General features: G+C 70.3%; 21 protein-coding genes. 13 read left to right on the forward strand and 8 right to left on the reverse strand.

Annotated elements, in window-relative coordinates:
* The coding region (locus ACO1X9_RS01320) for a hypothetical protein (protein ID WP_486349029.1) at positions 1 to 472 on the forward strand (472 nt) is incomplete at its 5' end.
* Between the two features lie 9 nt (positions 473 to 481).
* On the opposite strand, the gene yczR is transcribed toward ACO1X9_RS01320, so the two are convergent.
* On the reverse strand, positions 482 to 1,903 hold the full coding sequence (gene yczR, locus ACO1X9_RS01325; protein WP_486349030.1) for a MocR-like transcription factor YczR: 1,422 nt from the start codon (positions 1,901 to 1,903) through the stop codon (positions 482 to 484).
* A gap of 62 nt (positions 1,904 to 1,965) precedes the next feature.
* Here yczR and yczE point away from each other — a divergent pair, with 62 nt between their 5' ends.
* Entirely contained in the window at positions 1,966 to 2,622 is a 657-nt protein-coding gene (gene yczE / locus ACO1X9_RS01330) for a membrane protein YczE (protein ID WP_486349031.1), read from the forward strand.
* A 176-nt stretch (positions 2,623 to 2,798) separates the two neighbouring features.
* Here the strand turns inward: yczE and ACO1X9_RS01335 are convergent, their stop codons facing one another.
* Positions 2,799 to 3,557 carry a MerR family transcriptional regulator gene (locus ACO1X9_RS01335; RefSeq protein WP_486349032.1) on the reverse strand — a complete coding sequence of 253 codons (759 nt, stop codon included), beginning with the start codon at positions 3,555 to 3,557 and terminating at the stop codon, positions 2,799 to 2,801.
* A 128-nt stretch (positions 3,558 to 3,685) separates the two neighbouring features.
* On the opposite strand from ACO1X9_RS01335, the gene ACO1X9_RS01340 reads away from it, so the two are divergent.
* Positions 3,686 to 4,525: a DUF4097 family beta strand repeat-containing protein gene (locus ACO1X9_RS01340; RefSeq protein WP_486349033.1), complete on the forward strand. Its 840-nt coding sequence runs from the start codon at positions 3,686 to 3,688 to the stop codon at positions 4,523 to 4,525.
* Positions 4,522 to 5,154 carry a PadR family transcriptional regulator gene (locus ACO1X9_RS01345; protein WP_486349034.1) on the forward strand — a complete coding sequence of 211 codons (633 nt, stop codon included), beginning with the start codon at positions 4,522 to 4,524 and terminating at the stop codon, positions 5,152 to 5,154. The genes ACO1X9_RS01340 and ACO1X9_RS01345 overlap by 4 nt, the downstream gene beginning before the upstream one ends.
* Before the next feature lie 40 nt (positions 5,155 to 5,194).
* Here the strand turns inward: ACO1X9_RS01345 and ACO1X9_RS01350 are convergent, their stop codons facing one another.
* Positions 5,195 to 5,707 (reverse strand): hypothetical protein, encoded by a 513-nt coding sequence (locus ACO1X9_RS01350; protein ID WP_486349035.1) that lies wholly within the window; start codon positions 5,705 to 5,707, stop codon positions 5,195 to 5,197.
* A gap of 123 nt (positions 5,708 to 5,830) precedes the next feature.
* Between ACO1X9_RS01350 and ACO1X9_RS01355 the strand changes: the two genes are divergently transcribed.
* Together ACO1X9_RS01355 and ACO1X9_RS01360 are read left to right on the forward strand one after the other, a co-directional pair.
* Positions 5,831 to 6,460, forward strand: coding sequence for an RNA polymerase sigma factor (locus ACO1X9_RS01355; RefSeq protein ID WP_486349049.1), 630 nt, complete (start codon positions 5,831 to 5,833; stop codon positions 6,458 to 6,460).
* Entirely contained in the window at positions 6,457 to 6,954 is a 498-nt protein-coding gene (locus ACO1X9_RS01360; protein WP_486349036.1) for a hypothetical protein, read from the forward strand. Before ACO1X9_RS01355 ends, ACO1X9_RS01360 begins: the two co-directional genes overlap by 4 nt.
* On the opposite strand, the gene ACO1X9_RS01365 is transcribed toward ACO1X9_RS01360, so the two are convergent.
* Positions 6,955 to 7,593, reverse strand: coding sequence for a hypothetical protein (locus ACO1X9_RS01365; protein ID WP_486349037.1), 639 nt, complete (start codon positions 7,591 to 7,593; stop codon positions 6,955 to 6,957).
* A gap of 30 nt (positions 7,594 to 7,623) precedes the next feature.
* On the opposite strand from ACO1X9_RS01365, the gene ACO1X9_RS01370 reads away from it, so the two are divergent.
* From ACO1X9_RS01370 to ACO1X9_RS01380, 3 genes are read left to right on the forward strand one after another with little or no spacing between them, the layout of a single operon-like run.
* The gene (locus tag ACO1X9_RS01370; protein WP_486349038.1) at positions 7,624 to 9,693 is read left to right on the forward strand and encodes an APC family permease; all 2,070 of its coding nucleotides are present in this window, start codon (positions 7,624 to 7,626) and stop codon (positions 9,691 to 9,693) included.
* A complete protein-coding gene (locus ACO1X9_RS01375) occupies positions 9,690 to 10,088 on the forward strand; it encodes a fluoride efflux transporter FluC (protein WP_486349039.1) in 399 nt (132 codons plus the stop codon). The genes ACO1X9_RS01370 and ACO1X9_RS01375 overlap by 4 nt, the downstream gene beginning before the upstream one ends.
* Entirely contained in the window at positions 10,085 to 10,432 is a 348-nt protein-coding gene (locus ACO1X9_RS01380; RefSeq protein WP_486349040.1) for a fluoride efflux transporter FluC, read from the forward strand. The genes ACO1X9_RS01375 and ACO1X9_RS01380 overlap by 4 nt, the downstream gene beginning before the upstream one ends.
* 53 nt (positions 10,433 to 10,485) lie before the next feature.
* Here the strand turns inward: ACO1X9_RS01380 and ACO1X9_RS01385 are convergent, their stop codons facing one another.
* Positions 10,486 to 11,664, reverse strand: a complete 1,179-nt coding sequence (locus tag ACO1X9_RS01385) for an NAD(P)-binding domain-containing protein (protein ID WP_486349041.1) — start codon at positions 11,662 to 11,664, stop codon at positions 10,486 to 10,488.
* Between the two features lie 116 nt (positions 11,665 to 11,780).
* Here ACO1X9_RS01385 and ACO1X9_RS01390 point away from each other — a divergent pair, with 116 nt between their 5' ends.
* Complete coding sequence (locus ACO1X9_RS01390) at positions 11,781 to 11,981, forward strand: DUF3073 domain-containing protein (protein WP_486349042.1); 201 nt, start codon at positions 11,781 to 11,783, stop codon at positions 11,979 to 11,981.
* A 45-nt stretch (positions 11,982 to 12,026) separates the two neighbouring features.
* Here the strand turns inward: ACO1X9_RS01390 and purM are convergent, their stop codons facing one another.
* Positions 12,027 to 13,133, reverse strand: a complete 1,107-nt coding sequence (purM, locus tag ACO1X9_RS01395; protein WP_486349043.1) for a phosphoribosylformylglycinamidine cyclo-ligase — start codon at positions 13,131 to 13,133, stop codon at positions 12,027 to 12,029.
* Between the two features lie 33 nt (positions 13,134 to 13,166).
* Between purM and ACO1X9_RS01400 the strand changes: the two genes are divergently transcribed.
* Positions 13,167 to 13,697: a hypothetical protein gene (locus ACO1X9_RS01400; RefSeq protein ID WP_486349044.1), complete on the forward strand. Its 531-nt coding sequence runs from the start codon at positions 13,167 to 13,169 to the stop codon at positions 13,695 to 13,697.
* Here ACO1X9_RS01400 and ACO1X9_RS01405 read toward each other — a convergent pair.
* Positions 13,681 to 14,151: an SRPBCC family protein gene (locus tag ACO1X9_RS01405; protein WP_486349045.1), complete on the reverse strand. Its 471-nt coding sequence runs from the start codon at positions 14,149 to 14,151 to the stop codon at positions 13,681 to 13,683. The genes ACO1X9_RS01400 and ACO1X9_RS01405 overlap by 17 nt on opposite strands.
* Complete coding sequence (locus ACO1X9_RS01410) at positions 14,144 to 14,482, reverse strand: ArsR/SmtB family transcription factor (protein ID WP_486349046.1); 339 nt, start codon at positions 14,480 to 14,482, stop codon at positions 14,144 to 14,146. The genes ACO1X9_RS01405 and ACO1X9_RS01410 overlap by 8 nt, the downstream gene beginning before the upstream one ends.
* 69 nt (positions 14,483 to 14,551) lie before the next feature.
* On the opposite strand from ACO1X9_RS01410, the gene ACO1X9_RS01415 reads away from it, so the two are divergent.
* Together ACO1X9_RS01415 and purF are read left to right on the forward strand one after the other, a co-directional pair.
* Complete coding sequence (locus tag ACO1X9_RS01415; protein WP_486349047.1) at positions 14,552 to 14,947, forward strand: TIGR03618 family F420-dependent PPOX class oxidoreductase; 396 nt, start codon at positions 14,552 to 14,554, stop codon at positions 14,945 to 14,947.
* An 85-nt stretch (positions 14,948 to 15,032) separates the two neighbouring features.
* The coding region (gene purF, locus ACO1X9_RS01420) for an amidophosphoribosyltransferase (protein ID WP_486349048.1) at positions 15,033 to 16,103 on the forward strand (1,071 nt) is incomplete at its 3' end.

The raw sequence follows: 16,103 nt of genomic DNA on the forward strand, positions 1-16,103 counted from the left end.
CGAGGCGCTGCGGGCGCTCGGGCGTCACGCCCAGGTGCTCGACTTCCTCGCCGACGGTTACCGCACGGCGATGACGACCGGCAACACGTTCGCGCTCAAGTCGTCGTGCTACGTGAGCGCGAAGTCGCTCATCGAGGTGCGTCGCGCGAAGGATGCCTTGCCGATCATCCGCACCGGGCTCGTCTCGGCGGTCGAGAGCGAGGATTGGCCGATGGCGGTGAGCTCGTTCTTCACGGCGGCTGCCGCGCTCGCGCAGCTCGAGCGGCACACGGAAGCGGCTGAATTCTTCGGCATCGGCGAGAACCTCGGCCGGCGCTTCGGCTTCTCACCGCAGCACGCGGACCCCGCGTTCGTGGCGCGGCACTACGACGCCGTCAAGGTCGCGCTCACCGATGCCGCCTGGCGGGAAGCCTGGGAGCGTGGGGCGGCGCACTCGATGCCGGCCGCGGTGCGGCGCTTCTCGACGCTCTGACCTCGGGCGTCAGACGACCTGCGCGTACTCCTCGCCGGTGAGGGTCATCGGCGTGCGGGTCACCGTGTGCCAGGCCGCGGCGAGCGCCGTGACTCCCCGGTCGATGACCTCGGGCGGATAGGTGAACGGGATGCGGAGGAAGCGCTCGAAGAGCCCCTCGACGCCGAAGCGCGATCCGGCGGCGATCACGAGCCCCTCGTTGCGCGCGGCGAGCACGAGTTGCGACGAGATCGGCAGCCCGATGTTGACCCACGCGGCGATCCCGCCGGAGACGGGCGGCATCCGCCACTCCGGCAGGAGCTCGGCGAGCCGACGCGCGAGGTGATCGCGGCTGGCGCGCAGGTAGCCGCGGCGGTCGTCGAGGATGCGGTCGAGCTCGCCCATGAGCTCGACGAGGATGAGCTGGTCGAGGATCGGCGTGCCGAGGTCGGTCATGAAGCGGTGACGGGCCACCCGCTGGATGAGTTCCCGGTCGGCCCGGATCCAGCCGATGCGCAGGCCGCCCCACACCGACTTGCCGAGCGACCCGAGCATGACGGCGCGGCCGAGGGTCGCGAAGGGCGGCGTCGGTGCCTGCCCGTCGAGTTCGAGGCCCCCGATGGTCTCGTCGATCACGAGGGTCGTGCCCTGCTGGGCGGCGAGCGCGACGAGACGCTCGCGCTGCGCGTGCGGCATCGACGCGCCCGTCGGGTTGTGGTTGTCGGGCATCAGGTAGGCGAGCACGGGGCTCGTGCGCTGGAACGCCTGCTCGAGCGCCGACTCGTCCCAGCCGTCGTCGGGGGTGACCGGCACGGCGACGACGCGGGCACCCGCGCCGCGGAGGGCTTCGACGGCGTGCGGGTAGCTCGGCGACTCGATGACCGCGCGGTCGCCGCGCGACAGGATCGTGCCGGCGAGCAGACCGATCGCGTGCTGCGCGCCGACCGTGATGAGCACCTCGTCGGGGTCTGTCGGCAGTCCGCGAGCCGCGAACCGATCGGCGATCGCCTGTCGCGCGACGCGCAGGCCCATGGCGTCGAAGCCCGACTCGTCGAGGAACGACGGCAGGGCCGCGGCGGCACGCTGGGCGGCGTCGGCGACCGCGGGATGCGCGGGCAGCACGGCCTTGCTGAAGTCGAGCTGGTCGGTGACGAACACGTCGGGCACGACGCCGCCCCGGGCGGGCAGGCGCGCGACGCTGCCGGAACCGCGGAGGCTGTCGAGGTAGCCGCTCTCGCGGAGGTCGGCGTAGGCGGCCGACACCGTCGTGCGGCTCAGGCCGAGCTGTGCGGCGAGTTCGCGCTCAGCGGGGAGGCGCGTGCCGAGGGCGATGCGCCCGTCGAGGATGAGCAGCCGCACGCGGTCGGCGAGTGCGACGTAGGCGGGGCTCTGGGCGAGGTCGCGCCAGCCGACGATGAGCGCGGCGAGCGCGCGGGCCGAGAGGGATGCCATCCGGCCACGGTAGCAGAATTGGCACCTTGCTCAGGGTCCAATTCGACGGTTGAGTGGCCACCGTGCAGCAACCGGCCCCTTCCTCCGCCCTCCTCTGGACCCGACGCGGGGTCCAGCTCGCCGTGGGGCTCGTGGCCTACGGGGTGGCGATCGGGTTCATGCTGCGCGCCGGGATCGGCGTCTCACCCTGGGACGTGCTCAACCAGGGCGTCTCGAAGCTCACCGGGCTGCCGATCGGGGTGGTCATCGTCATCCTCGGCGCCGTCGTGCTGCTGCTCTGGATCCCGATCCGGCAGCGGCCCGGCATCGGCACGGTGCTCAACATCCTCGTCATCGGCCCGTCCGCCGAGCTCGGGCTGTGGCTCATGCCGCAGCAGACGGTGTGGTGGATGCAGGCGCTCGTGTTCACCGCGGGCCTCATGCTGCTCGCGCTCGCGACGGGGCTCTACGTCGGGGCGCGCCTCGGGCCGGGCCCGCGCGACGGACTCATGACCGGCATCCACGCCCGCTTCGGCTGGCCGATCTGGATCGTGCGCACCGGCATCGAGGTGACGGTGCTGACGATCGGGTGGCTCCTCGGCGGCCAGGTCGGCATCGGCACGCTCGCCTTCGCCCTGCTCATCGGCCCGATGGTGAACGTGACCCTTCCGCTGCTCCGGGTGCCCGAGCCGGCGCCACGCGCCATCCTCCCCGAGCCCGGGAAGGAGGTTCCCGCATGATCGCCCTGATGATCTCCCTCGTCGCGATCGCCGCCTGGTCGATCGTCGCGACGCTCCACGCCGTCGCCACCGACGGCTACGGCCGCATCCCGACGCTCGACTGACGAGAAGAATGTCGCGTTAGTTGCACATTGCTCCGTTCTCCCGAAGCTTTGTGCAACTAACGCTCCATCCCTCTACAGGTTGCGGTCGGCGTAGACGCGCATCGCGTCGCGCACGAACGTCGCACCTTCGCCGCCGCCGTAGTTCTTCGCGAACCGCGGGTCGGCGACGTACATGTCGGCGAGGCCGACGAAGTACTCCTTCGTCGGGCCGGCGCCGTCACTGCCGGGCGTGCCGGGGATGCTGCCGAGCCACGCGTACTGTCGCCGTGCGACCGCCTGCGCCTCGTCGCTCGCCGGATCGACGCCGCTCTCGGCCGCCTCGATCCACGCGAAGATCAGCTCGGCCGCCGCATCCTGGAACGCCTTCTTGCCGTCGGCGTCGAGGCCGCGCCACCAGGCGTCGGACTGCGCGTACGCGTCCTTGCCCCAGCGCTGCTCGACCTCATCCTTGTACTGCGTGTGGTCGAAGCCGTCGAACATGTTCTCTGCCATGGGTTGCTCACCTCCTCTCAGGGTGTCGATGGTGCCCTCGACGCTGGCGATCTGCCGGTCGAGTCGACGCTGCTCCTCGCGGAGCCACGTCAGGTGGAGGGTCAGGGCGTGCACGTCGTCGCGCTGCCCGTCGAGCACCTCGGCGATCGCCGGGATGCCGAGCCCGAGGTCGCGCAGCAGCAGCACGCGCTGCAGCCGCACGAGGGCGTCGGCGTCGTAGTACCGGTACCCGTTGGCCCCGGTACGGGTCGGCGGTACGAGCCCCGTGTCGTCGTAGTGACGCAACGTGCGGCTCGTGGTGCCGGCCAACTTGGCGATCTCCTGGATGCTCCACTCCATGCCTTCGACGATAGAAGTTGACGCAGCGTCAAGGTCAAGAAGATTCTCACCGCGATGCTTGCGCGTTCCCGAGACGCGATATATCGTGACTCTCGAACACGCGATATATCGCGAGAAAGGAGGCCCCCATGGGCCAGCAGAAGTGGCTCGTCGACGGGCCCAAGACGATCGAGGTCGACGGCATCCGCTCGCTGCGGGTCGGACTCGTGGCCGGACACGTGGACGTCCTCGCGCACGACGAACCGGTCGTGCGCATCGAGGTGCACAGCGTGAGCGGCAAGGACATCCGCATCACGGCCGACGGCGACCGGCTCGAGATCGACCACGCGCAGCTCTCCTGGGAGAACTGGCTCGACGTGTTCCGCAACTTCCGTCCCGGCGCCGCCCGCGCCGACGTGAGCGTGCTCGTGCCGCGCGACGTCTTCCTCAAGCTCGGCGTCGTCAGCGCGACCGCCCTCGTGAGCGGACTCCAGGAGGAGGCCGACCTCAGCACGGTGAGCGGCGATCTCACGACCGACGGGATCGCGGGCGACCTCCGCCTCAACTCGGTGAGCGGCGAGCTCACCGCCCGCAACCACTACGGCAAGATCACGGCCCACACCGTGAGCGGCGACATCACCGCGACCGGCACCGTCATCTCCTTCACGAGCGACGGGGTCAGCGGCGACGTCTTCCTCGACCTGCTCGAGGTCCCCGACGTCGTGAAGGTGAACACCGTGAGCGGCAACGTCACCGCGCGGTTCGAGCCCGGCGTCGCGGCCGCCTACGCGATCTCGACCGTGAGCGGCAAGCTGCAGCTCGACGACTCGTCGATCCGCGGGGTGCGCGGCAAGTTCACCGGCAAGCACGGTGTGCTCGAAGGTCGCTGGACCGACTTCCGCGTCAACACGGTGAGCGGGGATGTCAGCGTGCTGCACGCCGCACGCACGACGACCGATACGCCGGCCGCCGACACGGCGACCTCGTGAGCCCCGCGGTCTTCGCGCACGGACACCTCCGGCTGTACCTGCTGCGTCTCCTGGTCGAGCGGCCGATGCACGGCTACGAGATCATCCAGGCACTCACCGATCAGTCGGGCGGCACCTATGCCCCGAGCGCCGGCACGATCTACCCCCGCCTCGGCAAGCTCGAGGAGGAGGGGCTCGTCACCAAGACCGCCGACGGCCGCAAGACGGTCTACACGATCACGGATGCCGGACGGGCGGAACTCGAGGCACGCGAACCGGAGCTCGAAGGCATCGAGAGCGAGTTCAGCGACTCGGTGCGCCGCCTCGCCGACGAGGTGCGGGCGTCGGTCAACGACGCGATGCGCACGCTCAAGGCCGACCTTGCGGCCGCCGCGCGCGAGGCGCGCACCGAGACTCGGGACTCCGCGAGGGATGCCGCCCGCGCCGCGAGTGCGGCGAACGACCCCCGCGCGGCGCAGCGGGCACTGCTCCACGAGGCGGAGGCCGCCCTCACGGACTTCCGCGCCGACGTGCGCGAGGAACTCCGGGTGGCGGTCGCCGATGGCGGGCTCACGCCGGAGACCGTGCACGGCCTCCTCGAGGGGCTCGGTGACGTGCGTCGCAGCCTCGTCGCTCAGTTGCGAGGCTGACGACCGGGCGGTCGACCCTGCGCCGCCCGGTCGTCCACACTCACCGCACGCGCACCGAGCTCGCGAGGTCGTTGAGTGCACCGACGCTCGTCGACGACGTCGTGTATCCGTAGGTGCTGCCGGAGTAGCCCGTCCCGTCGTAGAGGCGCGCCTGGCACGATCCGTAGGTCTGGAACGAGCTGATCACGTTGTTCATGCCGACCGCCGCGAGGTCGGAGATACCGGCGACGGTCGACCCGTCGCACGGGAACGATCGCGTGATGGTGTAGCTCGAGCCGCCGTAGCCGTTGTTCGGGTACAGCGAGACGAGCGAATACACGACGAACGCGCCGCGAGCCGCCTCGTCGGTGACGCGCGTAGAGCCCGTCGCCGCGGCGAAGTCCGCGTCGGCCTCCTCGAGGGTCGCGGCGCACACCGTCGTGCCGTCGTCGACCAGCATGATGCAGTGCGTGTCGGCCTCCTCGGCCTGTACGGGGGCCGCCGCGCCCAGCACGAGCGCGACGGCGACGACGGCGATGGCTGCGCCTCGCCGGTGATCGAAGATCCTGTTCACGTCATCTCCTGTTCCCACGATCGTCCCCAGCGGAGGATCGTGCGCTCACCCTCTCGTGCCGGGTCGCGTGGGGCAAGGGGTCAATGCCCGAGACGAACGGGGGACAGGGGACACTACTTGACTATGGAGAGCGGCGGCGAAGCGCGGGCTCCGGGGGCCGACCCCGACGAGCCGCGGCACGTCGACGCCTCACCGCACTTCATCGACGACCGCATCGACCTCGCCGCCGCCGCGAACGGCGAGGTCGCGGCGTTCGACGCTCTCTACGAGCGTCACGTCTCGATCGTCTACCGGCACGCATACTCGCTCATGGGCTCTCGACGCGACGCCGAGGAGGTCGCGCAGGACGTCTTCGTGACCCTGTGGTCGAAGATCGCGACGGTGCGGATCGTCGACCGCTCGCTGCTGCCGTGGCTGCTGACGACATCCCGCTACCACTGCCTCAACCGTCGGCGTGCCGCCGCACGTCATCGGGCACGCACGCATGTCGACGGGCTCGTCGCGCTGCCGGCCGACCCGATGTCGGTCGAAGACCGCGTGCGGCATCGCGCGCTCCGCGACGCGATCGACGACGCCCTCGCGCAGCTCTCCGACGAGGACTACACCGTCTACCTGCTCTGCATCGAGGATGGGCTCACCTACCAGGAGGCGTCGCTGCAGATGGGCGTGTCGCACGGCGCGATCCGCAACCGCCTCTCCCGCTTGCGAGCAGCGCTCCGCGTCGCGCTCGGACCCGCGAGGGAGGGGCGATGACCACTCCCGACCACGGGCCCTCGCCCGCTCAGATCGCGCGGATGCGCGCGAAGATCGCCGACGGCATCCTCGCGCGCCGGAAGCGCACACGCGTGCGCCGACGCGTCGCGGTGGGAGTGAGCCTCCTCGCTGTGGCGTCGCTCGTGACGGGCGGGGTGATCCTCGCGACGCTGCCCGAGTCGTCGAAGGAGAGTTTCGTCTGCTACACCGCCGACGACCTCGCCGCCACGTGGCACGGCATCAGCTATCCGGTCGACCTGGAGCCGCCGACCGCCGTCTCGGAGCAGATCACCTGGGCGCTCGACCTCTGCGTGATCGCGCGCGACCTGAAGAACGTCCCGCAGCCGGCCGAGCCCGTCGTCTGCCGCCTCCCCGACCTCCGCCTCGGCGTGTTCCCGAACGAGCGCGGTCGCGCCGCCGACGAGCTGTGCGACGAACTCGGGCTGCTCGGTCCGCGCGACCCCATCCCGGGTTACGAACCGCCGGCGGGCTAGTCAGCCGGCGAAACCCAGCGGCACGTAGAGGTCTTGCACACGGTCGCCCGACGCCGTGTGGTCGTTGCGCGTGTAGAGGCCGCACGGGACCTCCCGGCAGTCGACGTTGTCGTTGGAGGTCGCCGGCACCTCGAGGTACGCCGTGAAGGTGCCCGTGTCGCGGTCGTCGTAGGACCGCGCACCGAACAGCTTCCACGCCCAGTCGTCGTTGATCCAGTTGCTCGGCGCGAACTGGATGGTGCCCTCGGCGACCTCGCTCGACTCCTGCGACGGCACACCGCCGAGGCACGGCCCGGGCTTGATCGAGGGGTCGTCGGGGATCGCGCAGATGGCGACGTAGATGCCGCGGGCGGGGTCGTATCCCGTGCCGCTCACGACGAACCTGTCGCCCGGCACGAGCGCCGAGGTGTCGACCGTGCCGCCGGGCTCGACCGAGTGGATGACGAGCTCGCGCTCCCGCCCGTCATCGCCCGTCGCTGTGGCCTCGAGCGGCCACTCCTCGCCGAGCTCGTCCTGATTCGCGGAACCCTGGTCGACGTGCGTGAGGATCGGCACCACGACGATCGCCGTGACGCCGAGGAGCACGGCGAGCAGCGCTCCGGCCACCCACGGCCACCGCCGACGTCGCGCTCTCGTCACCGCACGATCATAGGAGTAACGTCTCCCCTCGTGTCCGAACAGGAGCCTCCTGATCCGCGGCGGAACGCCGCACCCGAAAGCCGTCTCGCCAAGCGCCTGCTGATCGGCGAGCCGCTGCCCTCCGACAAACTCGAGGGCCAACTCCTGCCGAAGCACCTGGCGCTGCCGATCTTCGCGAGCGACCCGCTCTCCTCGGTGGCGTACGCGCCGCAGGAGCTGCTCATGATCCTCGCGATCGGGGGTCTCGGGTTCCTCGCCTTCGGCCCGTGGGTCGCTCTCGGCGTCGTCATCCTGCTGCTCGTCGTGGTGCTGTCCTATCGACAGCTGATCCGCGCGTACCCGTCGGGTGGAGGCGACTACGAGGTGGCGCGCAAGAACCTCGGCGAGAAGGCCGGCCTCGTCGTCGCGGCGGCGCTGCTCGTCGACTACGTGATGACCGTCGCGGTGTCGATCGCCTCCGGGGTCGACAACATCATCTCGGCGATCCCGGAGCTCGCGCCGTTCCGCGTCGTGCTCGCGGTCGGGTTCGTCGTCGTCCTCGCCGCGATCAACCTCCGCGGCGTGCGCGAGGCGAGTCGGGCGTTCGCCATCCCGACCTATCTGTTCATCGGGTCGATCGCGATCATGGTGGCCGTCGGCATCACCCGAACCCTGCTCGGAGACCCGCCGACCGCGGAGAGCGCCGGTCTCGCCGTGGAGGGCCACGACCTCACCCAGGCGGCGTTCGTGCTGCTCATCCTGCGCGCGTTCGCGAGCGGATGCGCGGCGCTCACGGGCGTCGAGGCGATCTCGAACGGCGTCCCCGCATTCCGCACGCCGAAGGTGCGCAACGCACAGCTCACGCTGGTCGCGATGGGCCTCATCGCCATCACCCTGTTCTCGGGCCTGGTCGCGATGGGCCTCATCTCGGGCGTGCACTACCTCGACTGCACCGAGGCCGCGAACTCGGCGGCCGCCGTGTGCTCGACGGAGCCGCAGCGCAGCCTCATCGCCCAACTCGCCGCCGCGACGCTCGGCGACTTCACGATCTGGTTCTACGTCATCCAGGCCGCGACGGCGCTCGTGCTCCTGCTCGCGGCGAACACCGCGTTCAACGGGTTCCCGCTGCTCGGCTCGGTCATCGCCGCGGACAAGTACGCCCCGAAGGCACTCTCGACCCGTGGCGATCGGCTGATCTTCAGCAACGGCGTGCTCGCCCTCGGCGTCACGGCGATCGTCATCCTCGTGGTGTTCCAAGCGAACCTGACGACGCTCATCCAGCTGTACATCATCGGGGTCTTCGTCTCGTTCACCCTCGGCCAGTCGGGCATGGTGAAGCACTGGATCCGCCTGCTGCGCACGGGCGCCGAGTCACGACGCTCGGTCCTCCCCCGGCTCGCGATCAACCTCGTCGGCGTGACGATGACGGCGAGCGTGCTGATCATCGTGACGATCACGAAGTTCACGCACGGTGCCTGGATCGTGTTCGTCGTCATGCCGATCCTGTGGGTCCTCATGCTCGGGGTGAACCGCTACTACCGGGATGTCGACACCGAGATCGCCGTCGACGCGACGACGACGTTCGGGGCGACGGGAGACCATGCCGTCGTGCTCGTCGGGCGGATGCAGAAGCCCGTGCTCAAGGCGCTCGACTATGCGATCGCAGCCCGGCACCGCTCGATCGAGGCCGTGCACGTCGCCATCGACGACGCCGCGGCCGACCGGCTCGACCTCGAGTGGGCGTCGCAGAACATCAAGGTGCCGCTGCACATCCTCGAGTCGCCCTACCGCGACATCAGCGCACCGCTCATCAAGTACCTCAAGGCTCGGCGCGCCAAGCACGGATCGGAGGTCATCACCGTCTATCTGCCGGAGTACATCGTCGGCCACTGGTGGGAGCGCATACTGCACAACCACAAGGCCGGCCGCATCCGCACGAAGCTCATGCTCGTGCACGGCGTCGCGGTGACGCTCGTGCCCTGGCTGCTCGACTCGTCCGACCTCGTCTACGGTCGACGGTCGCGCCCGCTGCCGGGTCAGGACCGCCGAGGCGAGCCCGTACGGTCGCGCCCGGTGAAGCGCGAGCCGTTGCGCTCCCCCGCTCCGAGGCAGAAGAAGTGAGAGCGCTCGTCGCCGTCGTCGTGGGCGGCCTGGTCGGCACCGGGCTGCGGCTCGGCATCGACCTGCTGCTCCCGCACGGCGGCGACGTCTTCCCGCTCGGAACGCTGATCGTCAACGTCGTGGGGGCCTTCGCTCTCGGGTTCCTCGTCGGGCGGGTCTGGCCGGTCGCCTCCGACTGGCTGCGCGCGGGACTCGGGGCTGGGCTGCTCGGGTCGTTCACGACCTTCTCGGCGCTCGCGGTGTCCGTGGTCGAACTCACCGCCGTCGGGGCGGGCGGCTCTGCGATCGCCTACCTTGCCGCCTCCCTCGCCGGCGGTCTCGCGGCGGCCGCGGGCGGCCTCCGACTGGGGGCCCGCGGGCGCACCGCGACCCCGGCGATCGGACCGGACGAATGACCCCGCTGCTCGCCCTCGCCGTGGTCGCCGCCGGTGCCGTCGGCGCCGTGTTGCGCTACCTCGTCGGGCGGGCCGACGCGCGCGCGTCGTGGCCCTGGCCCGTGCTGGCCGTCAACGTCGCAGGTTCCCTCATCGCCGGCGTGGCGCTCCACACCGACGCGGCACTCGTCGTGGCGACCGGATTCTGCGGTGGTCTCACGACGTTCAGCACGCTGTCGGTCGAGACGGTGCAGCTCCTCGTCGACGGCCGTCGCCGCGCGGCCGCCGCCTCCGTCTCGCTCAATGTCGCCCTCGGCCTCGTCGCCGCCGCCGCGGGCTGGATGCTCGGTCTGCTGCTGTTCTGACCTCCCGAGCGCCGGATCGCGGGTGACGCTGCGCGCGATTCCGCTTGAACGGGTCAGTCGGAGAGGAAGCGCGCCTCGGCCGTATCCGCGATCGCCGTCGGGCGTTCCTCCTCGTGCACCGGGCCGCGACGCTCGTCGGCGAGGGTGCTGAGGGTCGCGACGACCTGGCGCGCGATCGCTCGACCCGCGCGGTTGGCGCCGATCGTCGACGCCGTCGGGCCGTAGCCGGCGAAGAACAGGCGGGGGTTCTTCCACGAGACGTTCTTACCCACCGTGATGCCGCCCGACTTCTCGCGCAGCTTGAGCGGGGCGAGGTGGCGCAGCTCGGGCCGGAACCCGGTGGCCCAGATGATCGCGTCGGCGGGACGGGTCGCGCCGTTCGACCAGCGGATGCCGCCCGCCTCGATACGGTCGAACATCGGCCGCGCGAGCAGCAGTCCGCGATCGATGGCGGCCTGGATGCGGCGGCTGCGCGGCACGCCCGTGGTGCTCACGATGCTCGGGAGGGCGCTCCCCATGCGCGCGGCCTCGTCCTGCAGCGCGACGGCGGAGACGCCGCCCTCGATGTTGAGATTCTCGCCTTCGAGGAACTCGATCGGTCGTCGCGCGACCCACGTCAGCGACCTGGCGACCTCTTCGAGTTCCATGAGGAACCCGATCGCGCTCGTGCCGCCGCCGACGACGACGACGTCCTGGTCGCGGAACTCCTCGGCGTCGCGGTACTCGGAGGTGTGCAGGTGCCGCCCGCGGAACTCGTTCATGCCGGGGTAGTACGGGACGAACGGGGCGCCCCACGTGCCGGTCGCGTTGACGAGCACGTGGCTCGACACCTCGCGCACGCCGTACGGGCCCTCGAAGGTCGTGATGAAACCGTCGGCCGTCATCTCGACCCGGGTGACCTCCGCGGGGCGCACCACCTGGAGCCCGTAGTGCTCCTCGTAGGCTCGGTAGTAGTCGGCGACGACATCCTTCGCGGGGAGGCTCTTGTCGGCGGTGTCGAAACTCACCCCGAGCTCCTCCATGCCGGGCAGGTCGTGCACCTTGTGGGCGTAGCCGAGACGCAGCGCCTCCCAGCGGAACTGCCACGCCCCGCCGGTGCCCGGACCGCGATCGAGCAGCACGAACTCGTTCCCCGGGTCGAGGCCGAGTCGGCGGAGGTAGAACGCCACCGAGAGGCCGGCCTGACCTGCCCCCACGACCACGACCGAGGTGTCGACATCCGGCCCGGTCACCCGCCCAACGTTACCCGTCCCGGCAGGGCCTCTCGGGAAGTCGGCAGGGGTCGCCGTGGTAGGGTGCACGTTAGTCTTTTCACCCATTTCGCAACCTGAGATCGAGGGGGTCACGCATGGGGCGCGGCCGTCAGAAGGCGAAGCACACCAAGGTGGCTCGGGAGCTGAAGTACTTCAGTCCCGACACGAATTACGGTGCTCTGCAAGAGGAACTCGGCGGGAACCCCCGCCTCGAAGAAGACCTCGAGAAGTGGTCCGAGTACATCACTGAGGACGACGAACTCGAAGGCGACGAGCAGGAGTCGAAGACCGCCTGAGCGGATCCTCGGTGGTCGAGTAGCGCCGCAGGCGCGTGTCGAGACCTAGCCCGCGAAGGATCCGACGAGGCGCACCGCGCCGCCGTCGACGCCCTTCGCCCCTTGGGTGAACCCCTCGAGGTCGTGCGCGCCGACGGTGACGCGTCCGACGACCCACGCCGGCAGACCGGCGGCGGTGAGAGCGTGCGTGATCGAGCTCGCGGCATCCTGGGCGACGACGGCGAGGAACCCGACGCCGAGGTTCCAGGTGCCTTCGGTGCTCTCGAGGTCGAGTCCGCCCCAGTCGGCGAGGATGCGGAACACCGGCTGCGGGCTCCACGTCGATCGGTCGACCTCGACCCACGAGCCCGTCGGCAGCACGCGTGCGAGGTTCGCCGCGATCCCCCCGCCCGTGACGTGCGAGAGCGCGTGCACCGCACCGGGCAGGTCGTCGATCACGCGCAGCAGCGGCGACGTGTAGAGCCGTGTCGGCTCGAGCAGCGCGGTGCCGATCGTGCCGCCGAACTCGGGGGCGTCGTCGGTGACCGTCACGCCGCGGCCGCTCAGGATGTGGCGCACGAGCGAGAACCCGTTGCTGTGCAGCCCGCTCGACGCGATCGCGATGACGACGTCGCCGTGCGCCACCTTCTCGGGGCCGAGCACGGCATCCGCCTCGACCGCGCCCACCGCGGCGCCCGCGACGTCGTAGTCGTCGTCGGCGATGAGTCCGGGATGTTCGGCCGTCTCTCCCCCGACGAGGGCGGTGCCGGTGGCGGCGCACGCGTTCGCGATGCCGGTGACGATCGCGGCGATGCGCTCGGGCACGACCTTGCCGCACGCGATGTAGTCGGTCATGAACAGCGGCCGTGCGCCGACCACGACGATGTCGTCGACGACCATGCCGACGAGGTCCTGACCGATCGTGTCGTGCACGTCGAGCGCCTGGGCGATCGCGATCTTGGTGCCCACCCCATCCGTGCTCGTCGCGAGCAGCGGCTTCCGGTAGTCACGCAGCGCCGAGACGTCGAACAGTCCGGCGAACCCGCCGACGCCGCCGAGCACCTCGGGACCCTGGGTGCGCCCGACAGCCGACTTCATCAACTCGACGGCGAGGTCGCCCGCGTGCGTGTCGACTCCCGCGGCGGCGTACGGATCTGCAGAGGTGGCGGCCACGGGTCCAGGCTACCGGCGGCGTAGCGTGGGGGCGTGCGCGAGGAATCCCAGGTCGAGGAAGGAACGTCGCGCGAGGTGCTCGTCGGCCTCTACGTACGCGACGCGCTCGGCGTGATCGATCCGTCCGGCCTGCCCCGCCTGCTCGGAACGGGGCTGAGGGATGCCGGCCCGGCCGACGAGACGACCAACTGGTGGTGGCAGGGCTGGTGGATGGACATCGTGGAGTCGCGCGACGACCGCGTCCCGCCCCCGCCGCAGTTCGCGGAGGTCGGGGACCGCGCGCTGCGGGCACACCTCGACGACGCCCGCACCTGGGCCGACGTCGTCTCCGAGCAGGCGGGTGTCTCCCGCCTCGAGCGGCTCGTCCGCGGCGACCGCCTCCCGCCGGTGCCGGAGGGGTCGCGCCCGTTCCGGCTGCGCGTCGAGGTGCTGCCGCTCACGACCGCCGGCATCTGGTGGATCGGCGAGAACGCGATCGCGGTCGACGAGCTCCTGCGCGACGACCTCTCGTCGTACGTGCTCGCGCTCGAACCGATCCTGGAGCGGCTCAGCGCGCGCGAGTGAGGAACGCCTCGATGCGGTCGAGGGCGCCGACGAGCACCATCGTCGCGAAGAAGTCGCGCATCTCGGGCGTCGGGAAGCCCGACTGCCGGATGACCATGCGCGTCGACGCGTCGCCCTCCGGCAGGAAGTCGATCTCGATGCGCGTCGTCATCTCCATCCCGCTCGGGTCGCTCCCCGTCGACGAGGTGACGAGTCGCCGCGGGCGGTCGATCTCGAGGAACGTCTGCGTCTCGCGGAACAGCGTCTCGGGCGACGGCCCCCATACGGCGGTCTGCACGCCGCCGACCCGCAGGTCGACCTCGATCTCGACGATGCCGGGCTGCTCGTCGAGGATCGAGAACCAGATCTTCTGCTTCTCGGCGTCGGTGTAGGCGTCGAACACCTCGTCGGGCGTCGCGGGCAGCACCCGCTCGAGCACGAGCTCGAGGGTCTCGGGCGTGGCGGCGTCAGTCATCTTTCGTTCCCTTCTGGAGCGTGAAGTAGAGGTCGAGGCCGTCGAGCTTGCGCTCCCACAGCCGCTGGTAGAACGAGATCCAGGCCATCGCCTCATCCAGTCGCTCGGTGCCGAGGGTGCACTCGCGAGAACGCCCGACCTTGCGGGTCGACACGAGGCCGATCGCTTCGAGCACGTGCACGTGCTTCGCCATCCCGGTGACGGTCATGGATGCCGCCTCGGCGAGTTCGCCGACGGTGGCCGGCCCGCGCCCGAGCGTCTCGAGCACGCCGCGTCGGGTCGCATCGGAGAGGGCCGCGAAGGTGCGATCCAGGACCTCTTGTTGAACCATGCGGTTCATCGTAGGTTACTGAACCGAAAGGTGCAACAAATTCTCACCGATCAGGGGTGAGATGGACCCATGACCTCTTGGAGCGACGTCAAGCCGCATTTCGAGCGCCCCGCGGTGTGCCACCTCGCGACCCTGCTGCCCGACGGTGCGCCGTACTCCGTGCCCGTGTGGGTCGGCGTCGAGGGCGACCGGCTCGCGATCTTCATGGAACAGGACTCGCGCAAAGACGCCAACCTGCAGCGCGATCCGCGCGTCGCCCTGTCGATCACCGACCCCGACGAGCCGCTCGACATGGCCGAGGTGCGCGGCCGCGTCGTGCAGCGGCTGACCGGCACCGACGCGCAGGAGATCGTCGATCGGATCGCCGTCAAGTACACCGGTGAGCCGTACTTCCAGCGCGACGGGATGACGGCCTACCTCGTCGAACCCGAGCGGATGAGCGCACGCGACTACTCGGGCGACTGACCCCGGCGCCTCCCGGACACCTGTGGGACACTGAGACGTACCTGCCCGGTACCTCGCGTCTTACCTCCCGGGAGCACCTCGCCCCATGTGCGGCATCGTCGGCATCGTCTCGTCGAACCCGGTCAACCAGCAGGTCTACGACGCGCTCGGCCTCCTCCAGCACCGCGGCCAGGACTCGACCGGCATCGCGACCGCCGAGGGCTCGATCCTCCACATGTTCAAGGCGAAGGGCCAGGTGCGCGAGGCCTACCGCACGCGCGACATGCGCGGGCTCCTCGGCACGATGGGCCTCGGGCACGTGCGCTACGCGACGCGCGGCGACGCGAGCAAGGAGCAGGAGGCGCAGCCGTTCTACGTGAACGCGCCCTATGGCATCGTGCTCGTGCACAACGGCAACCTCACCAACACGCGGGAGCTCACCCGCGAACTGTTCGACGTCGACCGCCGGCACCTCAACACCAACTCCGACACCGAGCTGCTCGTCAACGTGCTCGCCCACGAGCTGCAGCAGCAGGTGCGCGGCACCTCGCTCGACCCCGATCAGGTGTTCGACGCGATCGAGCGCCTGCACGAGCGCGTCGAGGGCTCGTACGCCGCGATCGCCCTCATCGCCGGCCACGGCCTGCTCGCCGTGCGCGACCCGTTCGGCATCCGCCCGCTCGTGCTCGGCAAGAAGGTGACCGGCCTGGTCGGCACCGAGTGGATCGTCGCGAGCGAGTCGCTCGCGCTCGAGGCCGCCGGCTACGAGCTCGTGCGCGACGTCGCCCCGGGCGAGGCGATCTTCATCACGCGCGACGGCGAGATGTTCAGCCGCCAGTGCGCGAAGAACCCCGTGCTCATCCCGTGCTCGTTCGAGTACGTCTACCTCGCGCGGCCCGACTCGATCATGAACGGCATCTCGGTCTACGAAGCCCGCCTCCGTCTCGGCGACCGGCTCGCCGACACGATCGAGCGGTACACGCCGTCGGGGGCGATCGACGTCGTCATGCCGATCCCCGACTCGTCGCGGCCGGCCGCCATGCAGGTCGCGCAGAAGCTCGGCATCGAGTACCGCGAGGGGTTCTACAAGAACCGCTACGTGGGACGCACCTTCATCATGCCGGGGCAGGAGCAGCGCGCGAAGAGCGTCAAGCAGAAGCTCAACGCGATGAGCTCC

This window comes from Pseudolysinimonas sp. (assembly GCF_057350545.1).

Excerpts from the sequence above, each read along its gene's own strand:
- ACO1X9_RS01390 (WP_486349042.1), top strand. The coding sequence starts at position 11,781 with ATGGGGCGCGGCCGTCAGAAGGCGAAGCACACCAAGGTGGCTCGGGAG.
- ACO1X9_RS01340 (WP_486349033.1), top strand. The coding sequence starts at position 3,686 with ATGGGCCAGCAGAAGTGGCTCGTCGACGGGCCCAAGACGATCGAGGTC.
- ACO1X9_RS01415 (WP_486349047.1), top strand. The coding sequence starts at position 14,552 with ATGACCTCTTGGAGCGACGTCAAGCCGCATTTCGAGCGCCCCGCGGTG.
- yczR (WP_486349030.1), bottom strand. The coding sequence starts at position 1,903 with ATGGCATCCCTCTCGGCCCGCGCGCTCGCCGCGCTCATCGTCGGCTGG.
- ACO1X9_RS01405 (WP_486349045.1), bottom strand. The coding sequence starts at position 14,151 with ATGACTGACGCCGCCACGCCCGAGACCCTCGAGCTCGTGCTCGAGCGG.
- ACO1X9_RS01355 (WP_486349049.1), top strand. The coding sequence starts at position 5,831 with ATGGAGAGCGGCGGCGAAGCGCGGGCTCCGGGGGCCGACCCCGACGAG.
- ACO1X9_RS01360 (WP_486349036.1), top strand. The coding sequence starts at position 6,457 with ATGACCACTCCCGACCACGGGCCCTCGCCCGCTCAGATCGCGCGGATG.
- ACO1X9_RS01410 (WP_486349046.1), bottom strand. The coding sequence starts at position 14,482 with ATGGTTCAACAAGAGGTCCTGGATCGCACCTTCGCGGCCCTCTCCGAT.
- ACO1X9_RS01380 (WP_486349040.1), top strand. The coding sequence starts at position 10,085 with ATGACCCCGCTGCTCGCCCTCGCCGTGGTCGCCGCCGGTGCCGTCGGC.
- ACO1X9_RS01335 (WP_486349032.1), bottom strand. The coding sequence starts at position 3,557 with ATGGAGTGGAGCATCCAGGAGATCGCCAAGTTGGCCGGCACCACGAGC.